The organism is Pontibacter arcticus (genome assembly GCF_003284895.1).
GTDB classification, from domain to species: domain Bacteria; phylum Bacteroidota; class Bacteroidia; order Cytophagales; family Hymenobacteraceae; genus Pontibacter; species Pontibacter arcticus.
The window spans coordinates 972,845-990,781 of sequence record NZ_QMDV01000001.1; the positions used below are offsets into that span (position 1 = coordinate 972,845).

Annotated in this window: 17 protein-coding genes; 10 read left to right on the forward strand and 7 right to left on the reverse strand. The window is 45.2% G+C overall.

Going from position 1 to position 17,937, the window contains the following annotated elements; genetic code table 11:
* Positions 1-3: 3 nt before the first annotated feature.
* On the reverse strand, positions 4-486 hold the full coding sequence (locus tag DP923_RS04350) for an Mpo1 family 2-hydroxy fatty acid dioxygenase (protein ID WP_112304559.1): 483 nt from the start codon (positions 484-486) through the stop codon (positions 4-6).
* Between the two features lie 253 nt (positions 487-739).
* Between DP923_RS04350 and DP923_RS04355 the strand changes: the two genes are divergently transcribed.
* The 5 genes from DP923_RS04355 to DP923_RS04375 all read left to right on the forward strand — a co-directional run bounded on the left by DP923_RS04355 (position 740) and on the right by DP923_RS04375 (position 8,729).
* Positions 740-3,667 carry a CHASE domain-containing protein gene (locus tag DP923_RS04355; protein ID WP_112304813.1) on the forward strand — a complete coding sequence of 976 codons (2,928 nt, stop codon included), beginning with the start codon at positions 740-742 and terminating at the stop codon, positions 3,665-3,667.
* Positions 3,668-3,750: 83 nt separating this feature from the next.
* The gene (gene radA / locus DP923_RS04360) at positions 3,751-5,130 is read left to right on the forward strand and encodes a DNA repair protein RadA (protein WP_112304560.1); all 1,380 of its coding nucleotides are present in this window, start codon (positions 3,751-3,753) and stop codon (positions 5,128-5,130) included.
* 319 nt (positions 5,131-5,449) lie between these two features.
* Positions 5,450-6,637 carry a baeRF3 domain-containing protein gene (locus DP923_RS04365; protein ID WP_112304561.1) on the forward strand — a complete coding sequence of 396 codons (1,188 nt, stop codon included), beginning with the start codon at positions 5,450-5,452 and terminating at the stop codon, positions 6,635-6,637.
* Between the two features lie 122 nt (positions 6,638-6,759).
* Positions 6,760-7,782, forward strand: a complete 1,023-nt coding sequence (locus DP923_RS04370; protein ID WP_112304562.1) for an SPASM domain-containing protein — start codon at positions 6,760-6,762, stop codon at positions 7,780-7,782.
* A gap of 17 nt (positions 7,783-7,799) precedes the next feature.
* Entirely contained in the window at positions 7,800-8,729 is a 930-nt protein-coding gene (locus DP923_RS04375) for a mechanosensitive ion channel family protein (RefSeq protein WP_112304563.1), read from the forward strand.
* A gap of 43 nt (positions 8,730-8,772) precedes the next feature.
* Here the strand turns inward: DP923_RS04375 and DP923_RS04380 are convergent, their stop codons facing one another.
* The 6 genes from DP923_RS04380 to DP923_RS04405 form a co-directional block, all read right to left on the reverse strand.
* The gene (locus DP923_RS04380; protein WP_112304564.1) at positions 8,773-9,111 is read right to left on the reverse strand and encodes a hypothetical protein; all 339 of its coding nucleotides are present in this window, start codon (positions 9,109-9,111) and stop codon (positions 8,773-8,775) included.
* 115 nt (positions 9,112-9,226) lie between these two features.
* Complete coding sequence (locus DP923_RS04385; protein WP_112304565.1) at positions 9,227-9,406, reverse strand: FeoB-associated Cys-rich membrane protein; 180 nt, start codon at positions 9,404-9,406, stop codon at positions 9,227-9,229.
* Between the two features lie 31 nt (positions 9,407-9,437).
* Positions 9,438-10,241 (reverse strand): inositol monophosphatase family protein, encoded by an 804-nt coding sequence (locus tag DP923_RS04390; RefSeq protein ID WP_112304566.1) that lies wholly within the window; start codon positions 10,239-10,241, stop codon positions 9,438-9,440.
* Positions 10,238-11,470 carry an Lnb N-terminal periplasmic domain-containing protein gene (locus DP923_RS04395; protein WP_112304567.1) on the reverse strand — a complete coding sequence of 411 codons (1,233 nt, stop codon included), beginning with the start codon at positions 11,468-11,470 and terminating at the stop codon, positions 10,238-10,240. Before DP923_RS04395 ends, DP923_RS04390 begins: the two co-directional genes overlap by 4 nt.
* 15 nt (positions 11,471-11,485) lie before the next feature.
* The gene (gene rsmI, locus DP923_RS04400; protein WP_112304568.1) at positions 11,486-12,193 is read right to left on the reverse strand and encodes a 16S rRNA (cytidine(1402)-2'-O)-methyltransferase; all 708 of its coding nucleotides are present in this window, start codon (positions 12,191-12,193) and stop codon (positions 11,486-11,488) included.
* Positions 12,194-12,422: 229 nt separating this feature from the next.
* Positions 12,423-12,671, reverse strand: a complete 249-nt coding sequence (locus tag DP923_RS04405) for a 4a-hydroxytetrahydrobiopterin dehydratase (RefSeq protein ID WP_112304814.1) — start codon at positions 12,669-12,671, stop codon at positions 12,423-12,425.
* 117 nt (positions 12,672-12,788) lie between these two features.
* On the opposite strand from DP923_RS04405, the gene DP923_RS04410 reads away from it, so the two are divergent.
* The 5 genes from DP923_RS04410 (at position 12,789) to DP923_RS04430 (ending at position 17,816) form a co-directional block, all read left to right on the forward strand.
* Entirely contained in the window at positions 12,789-13,649 is an 861-nt protein-coding gene (locus tag DP923_RS04410; protein ID WP_112304569.1) for an SDR family oxidoreductase, read from the forward strand.
* An 87-nt stretch (positions 13,650-13,736) separates the two neighbouring features.
* Complete coding sequence (locus tag DP923_RS04415; protein ID WP_112304570.1) at positions 13,737-14,045, forward strand: hypothetical protein; 309 nt, start codon at positions 13,737-13,739, stop codon at positions 14,043-14,045.
* An 85-nt stretch (positions 14,046-14,130) separates the two neighbouring features.
* Entirely contained in the window at positions 14,131-14,367 is a 237-nt protein-coding gene (locus DP923_RS04420) for a hypothetical protein (RefSeq protein ID WP_112304571.1), read from the forward strand.
* Positions 14,368-14,457: 90 nt separating this feature from the next.
* A complete protein-coding gene (locus DP923_RS04425) occupies positions 14,458-15,153 on the forward strand; it encodes a metallophosphoesterase family protein (RefSeq protein WP_112304572.1) in 696 nt (231 codons plus the stop codon).
* Between the two features lie 413 nt (positions 15,154-15,566).
* Positions 15,567-17,816: an IPT/TIG domain-containing protein gene (locus DP923_RS04430; RefSeq protein WP_112304573.1), complete on the forward strand. Its 2,250-nt coding sequence runs from the start codon at positions 15,567-15,569 to the stop codon at positions 17,814-17,816.
* Positions 17,817-17,937 lie beyond the last annotated feature (121 nt).

Consider the following 17,937-nt stretch of genomic DNA (forward strand, 5'->3'; position numbering starts at 1 on the left):
AAGTTAATACGGTATACCCAATTTTCGGTAAATAAATCCAAGTAACCAGGCCGGTCCGATCATCAGGAACTGCAGGTCCTTAAAAAACGATGGTTTTGCGCCTTCTACTTTATGCCCGTAAAACTGCCCGATCCAGGCAAGTATAAAAATAACCAGGCTGATAAGCCAGACCGGAGTTTCTGTAGCATTGTCCAGCGCATGGATCAGCCACAGCACAAGGCCGCAAACAACCGCCATGCCCGCAAACATAGCAACCGAAATCCGGAGGTAAAAAAGAAGGCCAAGCAGCACCAGTATTGTACCAAAATGGATATAAGGCTGCAGTTGCGCCGGGAAAGGCGCTTTTAAAACACCGGCAGGTATACTTGCCAGCAGCCCGATTACGCTGAAGAAGATAAGCGGAACACAGATCCAGTGGATCAGCTTGTTTGTTTCGTTCTGGTGGCTTTGTCCATATTCATCAAACCATTGCTGCATTGATCTCATATTTACAGGCTATATGTAACGTTGATTTTTATACTTTATAAATGTTGCATGCTTTAAAATCCGTGTTGCCAGGTGAAGTAGCAGGTGTACTAATGCGCAGCAATCGAATTTTTTTTATACTTTTTTTGTAAAGGAACAAAGTGCTTTTTTTAGTACATTTGGGGTAAAAGTGCTTAAGGGGCATTTCCTGTCGCCAGGTATAGCAGCAGCCTCAGCCAACTTGGCTGCCAGCTTCTTCGTTAGTTTTCAACACATGAAATTTAATTATTTAACTTCATTTATACGGGATTACCTTATCGCAATTCTTTCTTTTCTGCTGATTTTTCTGCTGACCATTTTCGTGTACCAGGAAACAAGCAAGAAGGCGGAAGAACGAAGTGCGAAATTATTTGACGTCCGGGCTAACCAGGCCACGGAAGCGATCAAATCCAGAATGTATGATTATATACAAATACTGGTAGGCGCAAAAGCGCTGTTTGTTGCCTCCGATACAGTAGAGCGCAAAGCATGGCGGGAGTATTACAAAAACCTGAACCTGGATGAGAACTACCCGGGCATACAAGGCATTGGCTACACACAAAGTATCAGGCCCGGAGAACTAAGAAAAGTAAAGCAAAACTTAATAGCAGAAGGCTTTCCGGATTTCGTAATAACGCCCCGTGGCAAGCGCCCCGAATATACAGCCATTATTTACCTGGAGCCTTTTAATGCGCGCAACAGGCGTGCTTTTGGGTACGATATGTTTTCGGATCCGGTACGCCAGTCGGCGATGCGTATGGCCCGCGATACCAAACAGGCAACCATGAGTGCAAAGGTACGGCTGGTGCAGGAAACCGGTAAAAACGAGCAGACCGGCTTCCTTATTTACCTGCCTGTTTACCGCAAGAATCTGGACCCGCAATCGATAACTGACCGCCAGAAGTTAATTAAAGGGTACATATACAGCCCGTTCAGGGCAGGCGACCTGATGCGCGCTATTTTAGGGGATGATTTTAATGACCTGGACGTGGAAGTGTATGATGGCGCCAATATCACCAAAAAAGGATTGATCTACAGCACTACGCCTAACCTGCTTTATGGCACCAAGAGCAGAGAATATACTAGGCTTAATACCTTAACAATCGGTAACCATACCTGGCGGCTTTACATAACCGGCAAGCCACGCTTCGATCAGTCAGCAGATTCGGAGTTGCCTTTCTTTATTCTGGTAGGTGGCAGTATCATTAGCCTGCTGATGTTCTTTATTATCTGGTCGCTTTCTAATGTGCGCCGCTCCAACCGCCTGAAACAAACCATTACCGATAATGCCACTGCAGCGCTTTTTATCATTAACTCGAAAGGCTACTGTACCTTTATGAACCCGGCCGCTGAGAAAATGACAGGCTTTACGTTCGAGGAAATGGCAGAAGATACCTTGCACAATAAACTGCATTACAAGTATCCGGACGGGAGGCCGATGCCTGCATCTGATTGCCCGATGTACACAGCACTTACCGTTAGCGGACCTTTGCATAACTACGAAACAGTCTTTTTCCGGAAAGATGGCTCAGCCTTGAATGTATCCTGTGAAGTACAACCGATACTGGAAAGTGGCCGCGAAGCATACGCCATTATCGAAGCGCGGGATATAACGAACGAGAAACGCGCCCAGGAAGCGATTGTAGAAAGCGAAAAGCGTTTCAGGATGATGGCTGATAATGCCCCCGTTATGATCCGGATTACAGATGACCGGAAACAGGTCATGTACGGCAACAAACAATGGATCGATTTTACTGGGCTAACCCTCCACGAAACAAAAACTCAGGGCTGGCAACAGCTTATTCATCCAAAAGACCTTGCAGGGTTTAATGAGATATTCTCGAAGGCAGTGGTAGATAAATCCGCTTTCCGGGTAGAGTACCGCATGCGCCGTCGCGATGGAAAGTATAGATGGGTTGTGGGTACCAACACGCCACGCCTGGGCGCAAATAACGAGTTTCTGGGCCACATCAGTTCGATCATCGATATCACAGAAATAAAGAAGGCCGAACAAAAGATAAAACAGAACGCAGAGTTACTCCAGAAACTCTTCCTGGAGGTACCTGCAGTGGTAGGGCTGGTGCGCGTACCGGATTTCCAGTATGTATTGGCAAACCCGCTTTACAGGCAGCTTTACGGCAACAGGCAACTGGTAGGCAAAACCATACAGGAAGCACACAGCAGAACAGAAATAGGCAAACTAAAGCAACGCCTGGAAAAAGTATACGCCACAGGCGAAGTATTTGTGGGCAACGAAATGCCTGTTACGGTAGAGGATGAAGCTGGCAATGAAGTAATGAGCGGCTTCTTTAACCTGGTGTACCAGCCGCTGCTGGATGTAAAGGGGGGCGTGGAAGCAATTCTTATTTTTGCAGTTGATGTAACCGAGCTTGTTAAGACACGCAAAAACATTGCAATTGCAAATGATGAGCTGAGCGAGAAAAATATAGAACTGCTCCGCATCAACAACGACCTGGACAGCTTTGTGTATACGGCATCGCACGACCTGAAATCGCCGATTGCCAACATGGAAGGCCTGGTTACCCTGCTGCGCGATATACTGCAGGGCAAACTCGAAGAACAGGACGGGCAGGTACTGGATATGGTCGCGAGCTCTATTAACAAATTAAAACGCACCATTGCCGACCTTGCCGAAATAACCAAAGTGCAGAAAGATCTGCAATCGGAAGTGGAACCGCTTAAATTCTCTGCCAAGTTACAGGACGTGCTCACCGATATTGAGCCGCTCGTGCAGGAATCCGGTGCTACCATTGAAACCGATTTTAAAGTAGACCAGATTCTGTATGCCCCTAAAAACCTGCGCAGCATTATTTACAACCTGGTATCCAATGGTATAAAGTATAGATCGTCGGGACGCGTGCCGGTTGTGAAAGTATGTACGTACCAGGAGGATAACTTTATTGTGATGGAGGTGTCTGACAACGGCCTCGGCATTAAAGAAGACCAGCAGCACAAACTGTTCAGCATGTTCAGGCGTTTGCACACGCACGTAGAGGGCACCGGCATTGGCTTGTACATCATCAAGCGCATTATCGAAAACAACGGCGGCCGCATCGAGGTAATCAGTGAGCTGGACAAAGGCACAACTTTTAAAGTATACTTCAAGCAAGAAACCCAGAAACTTAAGCCTGTTGCAAGTTAAGAAGCAAGTATAAAACAGGTTCGTCTTAGCCTCTGAATCATACTTTGCATATTATCCCATTCAAGAATTAGCACACTACCTATATGGCTAAAATAAAAACATCGTACTTCTGCCAGAACTGCGGCGCCCAATCAGCAAAATGGATTGGTAAATGCCCGGCCTGCGGCGAATGGAATACTTATGTAGAAGAGGTAGTGCAGCGCGAAGAAGTAACGCCTACCAGTGCCTGGAAAGTGGGTAGCAGCTCCGCACAGGTATCCAGCAAGCCAAAGCCGATAGCCGACATCAGTTACCAGGAGCAGCAACGCATCATTACCCAGGACCAGGAACTGAACCGCGTACTAGGTGGTGGCATTGTGCCGGGTTCGATGGTACTGATCGGGGGCGAGCCGGGCATCGGCAAATCTACGCTGATGTTACAAATAGCCTTAACCTTGAGCAGTTTACGGGTATTGTATGTGAGCGGCGAGGAAAGCGAGCAGCAGATAAAAATGCGCGCCGAACGCCTTGTAGCCCAAACCTCAGACTGCTTTATACTGACCGAAACCGGCACACAGAATATTTTTAAACAGATAGAACTGCTGCGCCCACAAGTATTGATCATCGACTCGATCCAGACGCTGCATTCTACGTTTATTGAGGCAGGTGCCGGCAGCGTAAGCCAGGTGCGCGAGTGTACCGCCGAATTGCTGAAGTTTGCAAAAGAAAGCGGCACACCTGTTTTCCTGATCGGCCACATTACAAAAGAAGGCAACCTGGCCGGGCCTAAAATTCTGGAACACATGGTAGATACGGTGCTGCAGTTCGAAGGCGACCGCCACATGACCTACCGCATACTTCGTACTACCAAAAACCGCTTCGGCTCTACTTCTGAACTGGGCATTTACGAAATGATGGGCTCCGGCCTGCGCGAAGTAAGCAACCCTTCCGAGATACTGATTACCCAACGCGAAGACGCTTTCAGTGGCATATCCATCGGCGGAACGCTGGAAGGAAACCGGCCTTTACTGATAGAAGTACAAAGTCTGGTTAGCCCTGCTACGTATGGCACACCACAACGCACCAGCACCGGTTTTGATGGCAAACGCCTGAACATGCTGCTGGCCGTACTCGAGAAAAGAGGCGGTTACAAACTGGGCGCACAGGACGTGTTCCTGAACATTGCCGGCGGCTTGAAAGTAGAAGACCCGGCACTGGACCTGGCTGTATGTGTGTCCATACTCTCGTCTTTCGAGGATATAGCCATACCCAGCACCACCTGTTTTGCCGCAGAAGTTGGGTTGGGTGGCGAAGTGCGTGCCGTTAACCGCGTAGAAAACCGCATCACGGAAGCAGAAAAACTGGGCTTTACCGATATCTATATTTCAAAGTATAACAAGAAAGGCGTAGACCTGAGCAAATTCACGATCAGAATCCACGCGTTTGGCAGGCTCGAAGAAGTTTTCGGAAGCTTATTCGGGTAAGTATAAAGTATAAATTAAAGTATAAGAGAAAGCCTCTCATCAGAAACAGAGAAAATCATACTTTAAAAGTATAACTTACTGATACCCATACTTCCGGAAATAGAAAGCGTTAATCAAAGTATAAATCTAAACAGAAAGCCGCCCGGTGCCATAGGCAACAGGCGGCTTTCTGTTTGTTTACCGTTCCGTACGGCATACTACACTATAAAAAACTGTTCTTCGACTAATCCGTACTTTAAATTTACCTATCTACTTCAATTACAGATAGTTTTATAGGATTATTTTAATTGTTAGATATTTAACTAAATCCAGTTTACATATGGCTTTGATAAACAAAACAGACATTGAGAAATTGCTCAATGTACAGACAAGTACGCCGAATGCATTATGTATTTCCATCTACATACCCACGCACCGCGCAGGCCACGAAACACTGAATGGCCAGGATGCTACACTTTTTAAAAACAAGATAAGGGAAGCCAGAACCTTGCTGGAGCGCCACGATGTACCTGAAAACGAAATAGAGACCTACCTGAAACCTGCTGAAGAATTGCTGGACGATACAAATTTCTGGCGCCACCAGGCCGAAGGTTTAGCTGTATTTATTACCAAAGGATTTTCGACGCACTATACTGTGCCCGTAACCATGCCGGATGTAGTGTATGTGCTGGATCAGTTCTATTTTACCCCGCTTTTACCAATTCTGAGCCAGAACGGCCGCTTCTTTATACTTAACCTGTTCCGCGAAAAAGTTAGTTTCTACGAAGCTACAGTAGAGCGTATCCGGGCAATTGATATTGCTGGCTTTGTACCTGATAGTATGAACAAAGCCCTTAAGTTTGATATCAAGGGCAACGACCAGGATTTCCATAACTCAACCACCACTACCAACGGAACAAATATTGTACATGGTGCCGGTAGCACGAAAGGCGATGAAGAGCACGAACGCGTGCGCGAGTTTATGCTGGAAATAGACAACAGCCTGCAGCAAATCTTGCATAACGCAACTGAACCGCTGGTGCTGGCTGGCGTAGATCATTATTGCGCTATTTACCGCAACTTCAGCAAGTATAAACATATTGTACCGGGCAACATCAATGTAAATGAAAGCACAGCAGGCCTTAGCCCGAATGCGCTGCACGAAAAAGCGCTGGAGCTTGTGAAACCAATGATGCACCAGAACCATTCTGACTCGCTTAGCCGCTACGAAAACGTGGCTGGCACCGGCGTAACCTCCGAGGATCTGGCAACTGTAGCTGCAGAAGCCGTGCATGGCCGCGTAGATACCTTATTTATTTCACCAAGCGAGCCAGTTTGGGGCTTATATGATGAGAAAAATGCGACTGCCGTTATTCATGAGGAGTACCAGCGCGGCGACCACGACCTGATTAACCTGGCTGCCATTAAAACCATACAGCAAGGCGGGAAAGTGTTTGTAAGCAGCTACGATGGCATGGCCGAAGTAAGCAACGGCAATGGCAACGTAAAAGCTTTGTTCCGTTACTAAGCCTGGCCTGTTGGCACTTTTAACCAGAACCTGTACTTTAGTGGGGCAGCCGCCATGGCTGCCCCTTTTGCTTTGCAGCAAAAATGCTTTTAGAGCCTTTTTAGTTTTACCTTTGCTGCCCTATGCTACCAAACCTGACAGATGGGTTTAATTTTTTATCCAAACTAACACCGCTACGCGCCTTTAATGCCGTGCAGGTAGTTAGCAGCTATATTGTGTCTAAAGTATCCGGTAAAGCGGTGCACTGGGGCTTGCCTTTAAGTATATCCTTAGAGCCAACTACCTCTTGTAATCTGCGCTGTCCCGAGTGCCCGAGTGGGCTTCGCTCCTTTACGCGCCCTACCGGTATGTTACAGCCTGAGCTGTTCAGACAAACCATAGATGAGCTGCACCGCCGGCTTTTATACCTGGTATTCTATTTTCAGGGAGAGCCTTACTTGCACAAAAACTTTTTGCAGATGGTAAAGTATGCATCGGGCAAAGGCATTTACACAGCTACCTCCACTAACGCACATTACCTCGATGACGAAACAGCACGCCAAACAGTAGAATCCGGGTTAGACAGGCTGATCGTTTCGATTGATGGCACAACCCAGAACACGTATGCCGCTTACCGCGTGGGGGGCAAATTAGATAAGGTATTACAGGGAACCAGAAACGTAGTAAAATGGAAAAAAGAGCTCGGTTCTAAAACGCCGCATATTATGTTTCAGTTTTTGGTAGTAAAACCTAACGAGCACCAGCTGGAAGACGTAAAAAACCTGGCGCAGGAACTGGGCGTGGATGAAGTGGTTTTCAAAACAGCTCAGATCTACGATTACGCGCAGGGTTCTCCCCTGATACCTACCATTGATTATTACAGCCGCTACACTAACAACGGAGATGGCAGTTATAGTATAAAAAATAAACTCCTGAACCACTGCTGGCGTATGTGGCATTCGTGCGTCATTACCTGGGATGGCCTGGTGGTGCCTTGTTGTTTTGATAAGGATGCTGAATACAGGCTGGGCGATCTGAAAGGAACCAGTTTCAGGGATTTGTGGCGCGGCAACAAGTATAAGCAGTTCAGGCAATCAGTTTTGCGTTCCAGAGCCGAAATTGAGATGTGCCGCAACTGTACCGAAGGTACCAAAGTATGGGCCTGATCTTAAAAAAACGTTAGATGAAAGCGATAAACAATGCTTTAGACTTACTGCTGCAAAAGCTGAATAACTGGGGCGAACACCTGGTACTAATGTTACCCAACATCTTTATTGCGCTTGTACTCCTGATCGCGACCTTTTATATCGCGCGTCTCCTCCGCAAATGGATCGAACGGTTTATAAATCGTTTCTCGCACAGCGCTGCCCTTAATAACCTGATTACTACCCTGATCTACATTGCTATATTGCTGGTGGGGTTTTTCTTTGTGCTGAGTGTGCTGCAACTCGATGGAGTAGTTATCTCGTTACTGGCCGGTGTTGGTATCATCGGTTTAGCGTTGGGTTTTGCCTTTCAGGATATTGCTGCCAACTTTATATCAGGCGTTATCATAGCTGTGCAAAAGCCGTTTAGTGTAGGCGATATGATCGAAACAAACGGTTATTTAGGTATGATCGAACGCATTACGCTTCGTACCGTGGATGTCCGGAAAACAACCGGTGAGCTGGTGCGTTTGCCTAACAAGATGGTGTTCGAGAATCCGGTTACCAACTTTTCTTACCAGCATGTGCGCCGCGTAGACCTGGATATGGGTGTATCGTTTGCCGAAGACCTGGAGAAAGTACAGCAGGTAATTATTACTACGTTGCAGGATGTTAAGAACCGCGTAAAAACACGTGATATTGAAGTGATGTACGATGAGTTTGGTGATAGCTCCATCAATCTTGTTGTCCGGTTCTGGGTAACGTATAAAAGGCAGTTTGACTATGTAAGCGCTAAAAGTGATGCTATTATCCGCATAAAAAAGGCGTTCGACAGAGAGGGTATTACGATTCCGTTCCCGATCCGGACAATGGATTTTGCTATGAAAGGCGGAGAAACGCTTAGTGAAGAATTACAGAAAGTTACGAACGGGCAGGCGCAAAACGATAAGCCGCAAGACGGGGAATAAACAGATAACAAAAAAGGCCGGTAAAACTTACCGGCCTTTTTTGTTACTTATCTCTTTTATCGAGGTTCTTACCTAAGTCTTCCACCTGCTTCAGGAAGTTATCTACTTTCTCATCGGCATAAGGGCCATACGAGTTTGAGATAGTGCCTTTCAGGCCGTTATCAGTTTCGATGGCATACAATATAGACATATCATCCGGGTTGCTTTCGCCTTCAAAACGATAAAAATCTACTATGCGCACCTGGCCAACTGAAAACACACTTTTATCATCCATCGTGCAAAGTGTGCCATCTGCATTTACTTTAAAATCATTCTTATAACCGTCTTTACGCAAGCGGTTCAGTACGTTTACAAGTGATCTTTCTTCAACTTTATCTTCCATATCGTTACGTTTTTGATGTTCTGTATTCGAGTATAGAACTATACGCAAAAAAGGATTTAGGATACAGTTAAGGCTTCAAAAAAGTATAAATGCTTACGCAGGAAGTATAAAATGCTTAAAGTGAAGCCGCTTTTTTCTGGTCCAGCTCTTTCTGAATCTTTTTGAAATCGATGGTAGAGCAGCTGCCGCAGCCTTTTGCGCAACCGTCTTTTACATTAAAAGCCCTATAGATAACGCGCCCAACGTAAAACGCCGCTACTAAGAAAACAACGAGAATAAGAAGCTCCTGTATCATAGCTTTAAAACCCTGACTAAGTATAAAAAGTTTACGGTAACTGCTGTTTCCAGTGTTCGGCAATAGTTTCGAGCATTTCCGAATGGATTTTGCCGTTGCTGGCCACAATTTCGCGTCCGAAAATATAGTCGCCGCCTTCGGTAAACTTGGTTACTTTGCCACCGGCTTCCTGCACAATAATGGCGCCTCCGGCCACATCCCAGGGGTTCAGGTTATACTCAAAAAAGCCCTCGAAGCGGCCAATGGCTACATAAACCAGATCCAGCGCGGCAGAGCCCAAGCGGCGCACCCCATGCGACTTACCCATAAAACTGCCCAATACCTGTAAATATTGCTGCGTCAGGCCAAAATCATAATATGGAAAGCCGGTCGCGATCAGGGCATTGCCAAGTTTGGGTGCTTCGGATACTTTAATGGGGGCATCATTGCAAAAGGCGCCGCCGCCTTTGTGCGCCGAAAAGCATTCGTCGCGGTTCGGGTCGTATACTACGCCCACTACCACGTCGTCGCCATCAGTCAGGCCAACGCTTACACAATAATTTGGCAGGCCGTGCGTAAAGTTTGTGGTACCATCCAGCGGGTCGATTATCCAGTTATAGCGTTCGCCTTTGGTATTATCGGTTTCCTCTTCGGTTATAAAACCTGCTTCTGGCAAGAGCTCGCGCAGAGCTTCTACGAGTTGCTTCTCGGCCTCTTTATCCACGTAAGAAACAAGGTTATTAAAGCCCTTCATCTCTACTTTTGCCACGTCGAAGCTTTCGCCTTCGGTTTTAATGAAGTTGCCTACGCGGCGTGCAATTATATTCAGGTTTTGTGAGATCTGCTCTAAGTTCATAGCGTTGTTTGTGTATGGAGTGGTGCTTTTTCTTTGGATGTCTTTTTTGATATCCAGCTAGTATACTCCGCTCGCATCATTAAGGATAGGGCAATTGGGAAAATTGCCGGATGCAGGTTCTGTGGCCCTGCTACAAAGAAGACAAAAAGTATAAGTACCAGTATGGCGGTAAGGTGCAGGTACTTTATAAACCATGCAGGCAAACTGGTTCTTCCCAGTAAAAACGCAGCTACAAGGTGCGTTGGCAACGCCCAGAGCAGGTTAAGGTTATTGGCTGCCGCCTGATGGTCGGTGGCAAACCAAAGCAGGAACAACACCACGCCTAGTAAACCAACCGTTGCGAAAAGTATAACATCCAGTTTGCGGCTGCGCGTTTTGTTTTTTATATCCGAAATGGTGAAAGCAAGTATAACTACAAAGAGCAGCCAGCAGGCAACAACCGGCGTAAAGAAACCATTGCTTGCTGCAACCGGCTCCTGCTCGAACAAGGTAGTGCGCGGTGCTACAAGTGGCGTTACTTTTCCGTTTTGGCTAAGTGTGGCGTTCGCAAACCCTTCCGATAAATAATCCGGCAAAAACATGTACTCGTACGGGGAAGCTTCTCTATCAATAGGCACGCCTAAGGCCAGGTCGATCCCGAAATCAGACCAGGGCTGCGGCACTAAGTATAAATCGATCAGGTTTCGGAAGCTGTAATCCTTATCAAACTTCGCAATGTTAAACGTTACCTGGTTCGGGAAAGAAGCCTCTACCCCATCGCGGATGCGGGTGGCACAGTTATCAAAAAAGAAATCGTACAGGTAAAAGCGATTTTCGGGCAGGTAATTGTTTGTCAGGAAGTTCCAGTATTGTAGTTTTTGCTCCGGCGTAAAGTTAAGCACCTGCTCGTATACCGACCGGTTATCGCGGGAGTAGCTGTACAGGAAATCCTGGAAATGAGCCGCCGATAATTTGTAGTTAAGCTTACCCCGGATAAATTTCAGGTAAAAGCCTGGCTCGTTAAAATCAAACGTACCGTAGTTAAAGATAACATCCATGCCGGTGGCCGGGTCCTGTACGCGTACGGCACTGTGTCCGAAAATAGCATACAGATCAGAGCCGCTGGAGCAGGTAATCAGACTGATTCTGGCATCCGGCGACAGCTGCATCCCCTCGAACTGCGCCCAGCCTCGGAACGAACACAAACAAAGTATAAATACCAGTATGGCTTTTAAAAAGTGATTTTTCATGAGAAGTATTAAACGCTACTCTTTAGATTCTTTTGATGACTTGGCACCCGAAACAACCAGTACAAATTCGCCTTTGATCGCTTTTGTCGTAAATAGTTCGACCAGTTCGGTTAAAGTGCCGTTAATTGTTTCTTCGAACATCTTGGAAATTTCACGTGAAACAGATGCTTGGCGGTCTTCTCCGAAAAATTCTTTGAACTGGGTAAGCGTTTTGAGCAGGCGGTGCGGCGATTCGTAAAAGATCATGGTGCGTTCTTCCTGGGCCAGGCTTTGCAAACGCGTCTGGCGGCCTTTTTTTATCGGCAGAAATCCCTCAAACGTAAAGCGATCGGTACCGAAACCGGACTTGACCAATGCCGGAACAAAAGCCGTGGCACCGGGTAAACATTCTAGCTTCAGGTTGTTTTTAAGGCATTCGCGCACCAGGTAAAAGCCAGGGTCCGAAATGCCGGGTGTGCCTGCATCCGAAATCAGCGCCATCACTTCTCCTGCTTTCATTCTGTCCACTAAATGACTAGTCGCTTTGTGCTCGTTATGCAAATGGTGGCTGTGCATGCGTTTATCAATTCCGTAATGCTGCAGCAACTTGCCACTGGTACGGGTATCTTCTGCCAAAATCACGTCTACTTCTTTCAGAATGCGGATGGCGCGGAGCGTTATATCTTCAAGGTTACCGATAGGCGTCGGTACCAAGTATAAATTTGTTTTTTCCTGTTCCTGCATACCCCAAAGATAACACAAAATGAATTGTTGATGGTTAAATTGCCGGAAGGTTGGTTCTTGATTATTTGTTGTAGGGACAGGTCGCGACCTGTCCAATCGTTCCCGAATAATCATTTCCGGAAATACTGTCTAATTAAATTCTGAACGGTTAGGTTCATGCAGCACAATCAGGACAGGTCGCGACCTGTCCCTACACAACACACAGCAAGCTCCATCCTAACATTCAACGCTATTCGCTCTTCATGCTGTCATAGATCACATCTATCTGGCGGGCCAGTTTGTGGTCACGGTCGGTAATGGTATTACCGGCATCGTGCGTAGTCAGCTCGATTGTGATCTTATTATAAACATTGCTCCACCACGGGTGATGGTCCATTTCTTCGGCTATATCGGCTACGGTGTTCATAAAAGCCATCGCTTGCTTAAAATCTTTAAACGTGAGGTTACGCTTCAGCTTGTTTTCTTCTTCAATCCACATAAAGTATAATTTAAAATTAACTGCCAAGTATAAGCTGCCCATCAGAACAAGGGCATGTGCAAGGCGTATAGGTATAATTCCTGAAACAGGTTAAATCTAAGCTAAACTAACAAAACTATGAAGAACAAACCAGAATCTTTACCAGCCCAGGAGCAGGACCAGCAACCAGGCGATGAGTATAAAATGAACCCAGAGCCGGAAGTGATCAGGGAATCCTATAAAGGAAGCGACAAACTGAAAGATAAAGTAGCGCTTATAACCGGCGGCGACAGTGGTATCGGGCGTGCCGTGGCCGTACATTTTGCTCGCGAAGGTGCTGATGTGGCCATTTTATACTTGAATGAGGACAAAGATGCCAAGGATACCAAAAAGATGGTAGAGAAAGAAGGCCGCAAGTGCCTGATTATAGCCGGTGATATTGGTGATGAAGCCTTCTGCCAGAAAGCCGTAAAAAAAGCGGTGAAGGAGCTCGGCAAACTAAACATACTGGTAAACAACGCAGCAGAGCAGCACGAGCAAACCGACCTGAAAGATATTACCGCTGAGCAACTGCAACGCACCTTCCAGACCAATATTTTCGGCATGTTTTATACGACAAAAGCTGCACTGGAGCACTTGCAGGAAGGAAGCAGCATCATCAACACCACTTCTGTCACCTCGTACCGAGGAAGCGAACACCTGATGGATTATGCCTCTACCAAAGGTGCCATTACGTCGTTTACAAGATCGCTTTCGGGTAACCTTGCCGAGAAAAAAATACGCGTGAATGGCGTAGCACCAGGCCCAATCTGGACACCGCTTATCCCGGCTTCGTTTGATGCGGACAAGGTAAAGGAATTCGGGAAAGATGTACCGTTAAAACGCCCCGGCCAGCCTTCAGAAGTAGCGCCGGCTTATGTTTTCCTGGCTTCCGACGATGCCTCTTACATAACCGGACAGATCATACACATTAACGGCGGTGAGCAGGTGGGCGCTTAACCGGAGCTAAACCAAATCCGGCAAAAAGAAGTAAAACCAACTAATCGGCACAACACACAAGTGCTATACTTCCTAAACATCTAAACTATGACTGAAGATACAAACGATAAACCAAAAGCCTCTTTAAAAGGCGTACCCGGTTCGGAGCGGCCCATCCGCATCGAGCCTAATAATACAGACGAGCAGGAGATGCGCGCCGGCCATATTATACCAGATGCCGACCCCCCGAAAAATGAGCACCAGCGTGGCGGTTTCGGGAACCGCGATGGCAAAGAAGGCTATGGCAGCGACACAGCTGGAAACGGACCATCTGCTATTGGTGTAAATGATTATTCTGATGACGGAACTCCCCCACCAGATAACATGCGCACCGAAGACGAAGGTCGCGGAAGTTGATAAAGTATAAAGTATAAATTCGGGCTGATGTAGCGTAATACAAGCGCATCGCCTATAGTTTTAATTTAAAAAAAAGGAGGAAATCATGCCTTATAAGCACACACAACAAAACGGCGGCGAAAACAAAGGAAATCCATCTGGGCAAGGTCAGGACAAAGCTGCTGGCGGCAAGCCGGTAAACCCGGGCCAGAGCGATGCCGAACACGAAGAGCTTAAAAACAAGTATACCGAAGGAGCCGACGAGGCAGCACAAAATGTGCAGACAAACAACCCGAACCGCAACCTCGATAAACCAGACTTAGATAATAACAAGTATAATTAAACCTGATATACTGAAACAAAAAAAGCACCTGCACTGTACAGGTGCTTTTTTTATATACTTACTCCATCAGGCAGAACACAAAGTATACATATGGCCCGCTACGCAATTACAGACATACACGGCTGTCTCCGGACATTTAAAGCATTGGTTACAGCGCAGCTGCAGTTAAAGAAAAGCGATGAATTATACTTGCTGGGCGATTATGTAAACAAAGGCCCGGATAGCAAAGGGGTAATAGATTTTATACTTCATTTACAGAAGCAAGGCTACCAGGTTATCTGCCTGCGCGGCAACCACGACCAGATGTTATTAAGTGCTGTCGAAAAAGGAGATAAAGTACTTAAACTAACGCCTGCAGAAAAAAAAATGACACTGGCCAGTTTTGGAATCAATACGTTTTCGCACTTATCCGATAAGTATACTTCCTTTTTAGATGGTTTGCTTTATTACCTGGAGTTGCCAGATTGCTTTCTGGTGCACGCCGGCTTCGATTTTAACCAATCTGATATTTTTAAGGATAAAGATGCCATGCTGAACATACGCCAGTACAAAACAGATTGGGCTAGATTAAATAACAAGCGCCTTATCCATGGACACACACCTGTTGCTTTACATAGTATAAAACTGGCAGCAACCACAAAAGTAAAGCAAGTTAACCTGGATGCTGGCTGCGTTTATTACCGCAATGCTTCTTACGGCAACCTCGTCGCGCTTGACCTGGACAGCTACCAGATTTACGTGCAACCCAACCTCGATAAGCCTTATAAAGTGGGAGTTAAGAAATAAATATTTTGTTAAAATGTAATAATTCTTATAAAATATTGTTTGTTAAAACAAGAAGAGGGTTAAGTTTCATATTAAAGCTTGCCCTTATAGGTTGATAGGGTAGCAGAAATTTTTGCACAGATTCAGCGTAGTTTTATTCTAAAATTATTTTATTTTTATCCTTTCTGAATGCTAAAAATGGCATTTAACACTGGTTTTGCTAAATAACTGATATATAAAGTATAGCATGTGCATCATATGTTAATTATCCTATAAATTTTCAGAATTATTTAGTAGGTTAAATAAACTCATGCCCCTACGAAAATAAGTTTAGAAAGTTATCACACTCTGAAGAATATTGACTTATTTTGTGGTTATAATTAACACAACAACAAAGTTATTCAACGCATATCTATTACGTTCAACCGAAAGCCATGATGCAACTCTACACTTTTAACCGTAAGCGGTTATTATCTACTCTGCTTCTGCAGTTTATTTTCCTGTTAGGCTTTGCTGGCCAGAGCTTTGGACAGACTCAGATTTTCAGAGAGACGATGGGAACAGAGGTCTCAGATGACATTACAATACACGAAAATCAAAATCGTTTTGATAATGATAACTTTACAATGTCAGGGAATGCTATTGTTGGATTTGCTTCTCAAGATAATGCTTCTTACCCTAATGCTTCGAAGGGTAATATTATTAGTTTATATCCGGAAGAGTTCTTTCAGATTGATGGAATAAATACAACGAATCTAACGGGGCTAAGCCTCTCTGTAGCTATGTGGAGAGATTCAAATGTTGAAACTGGCTCAGGATTAAGTATACAATTTAGTACAGATGGAAGCAATTGGCAAAACTTTTCATTTGCTAACTTAACCACAGGTTCAACACCTTGGGAGGAACGGGTATTAACTCCTGGCTCTGGCGGATCGATCCCGGCAGTTGCTAATCTAAGACTTCGCTTTAGCAACAATAGTAACGATTTTGTAGCTTATGAAATTGATGACATTAGATTAGTGAATGTTTCTAATGAACCAACAATAACAAGTTTTTCTCCCATTTCCGGGCCAATCAATACAATAATTACTATTCTTGGATCGAATCTGCAAAATGTTAACAGAGCAAGTTTAGGAACTACTCAACTAACAGTTATCTCAAGTAGTGCTACAGAAGTAAAGGTTCAAGTTACCGCAGCACCTTCGCGGGCTTCTCAACCAATTCGATTATTAAACGGGAGTACTCTGCTTGTAACATCATCAGCTAATTTTAATTTTATTAGACCGACTATAACATCTATGTCTCCTATGGGAGCATTGGTAGGAACTGAAATTGTTTTTATAGGAACAGAATTAGGCACCACGTCAGCAGTTCATTTTGCAGCAGGGGCAGATGCGGAAATAACTTTCACAAGCCCTACGGAAATTAGAGCTAAAGTTCCAGCAAATGCTATAAGTGGTCAGGTGCAGATTATTACTGCTATTGGTACGGCAGGCAGTCCTCAAAACTTTACAGTATACCGGCCTATCATTAATTCTATCTCTTCTACAAGTGGCAGAGAAGGCGAGACTGTCATAATTAGAGGTACACGTTTGCTCATAGGAGGAACGCCAACCATCAGATTTGGTGGAAACACTTCGGCTACAATAGTAGGAACACCTTCTTCAACTGATGGTATTGACCAAATTACAGTTACAGTACCGGTTGGAGCCCAGACAGGAGCTATCACGCTAACAACAACTGAAGGAAGCGTTCAGTCAGGAAATTTTACAGTTATCCGACCTGCACTAACATTCACAGGAACGCCTTTAGCAAAGTTTGAAGCATTTTTAAATAATTCTTCAGCAGTACAGCAATATCAAGTCACAGGTTCTAATATGAATAGTGGTTTGTCTATAACTGCGCCTCAGCATTTTGAAATAGCTACAACTAATTCAGAGGTCTCATTTGCTGGTACTGCTTTTATCCCAATGCAGGCTGACAATACAATTGCACTTACAACTATTTTTGTAAGATATAAGCCAACAATTACTGATACACATACTGGAAATATTTCGCATATATCCTCAGGTTTAGTAACAAGCAATGTAATTGTACAAGGAGTAACAATAGCTAAACTCCCAGTAGAACTGATCTCTTTCACAGCAGAGCAGCAGCGTAACAGCACCTTACTGAAATGGGCGACTGCATCAGAAAAAGACAATGCTTACTTTGATGTAGAAATGTCTGACAACGCGGCGGAAGGCTTTACGAAAATTGATAAAGTAGAAAGTAAAGTAGTAAACAGCAACACGCTTACAAAGTATACTTACAAGCACCTGTATGCAGGCAAAGGTGGCACCAGGTATTACCGCTTAAAGCAAAACGACCTGAATGGCATGTTCAAGTACAGCAATGTAGTATCTGTAGAAACTCAGAACGAAGTATCGGGAAACTCGGTAAGAGTAGCACCTAACCCGCTTAACTATAGCTCTAAAGTATACTTTACAGCGGCGGCTTCAGGTAAGGCAACGCTGCGCTTAACGGCTATTGCAGGCAAGCAGGTATACCAGAAAGAAGTTGACGTACAGGCCGGGGAAAACGGAATACAATTGCCGGTATATGATACACTGAAAAACGGTATCTATGTACTAACCATCGAAGTAGAGGGCAAGCGCCAGCAGGTAAAGGTGGTAAAACAATAAGTATAAATACTCTTACAAAAGCCCGGTACAATTCCTGTACCGGGCTTTTGTTTTTTACCGGAGTTAAATTTTATACTTCACCTAAATCTATACCAACCCCTGCTTCCGTAGATTAACCCCC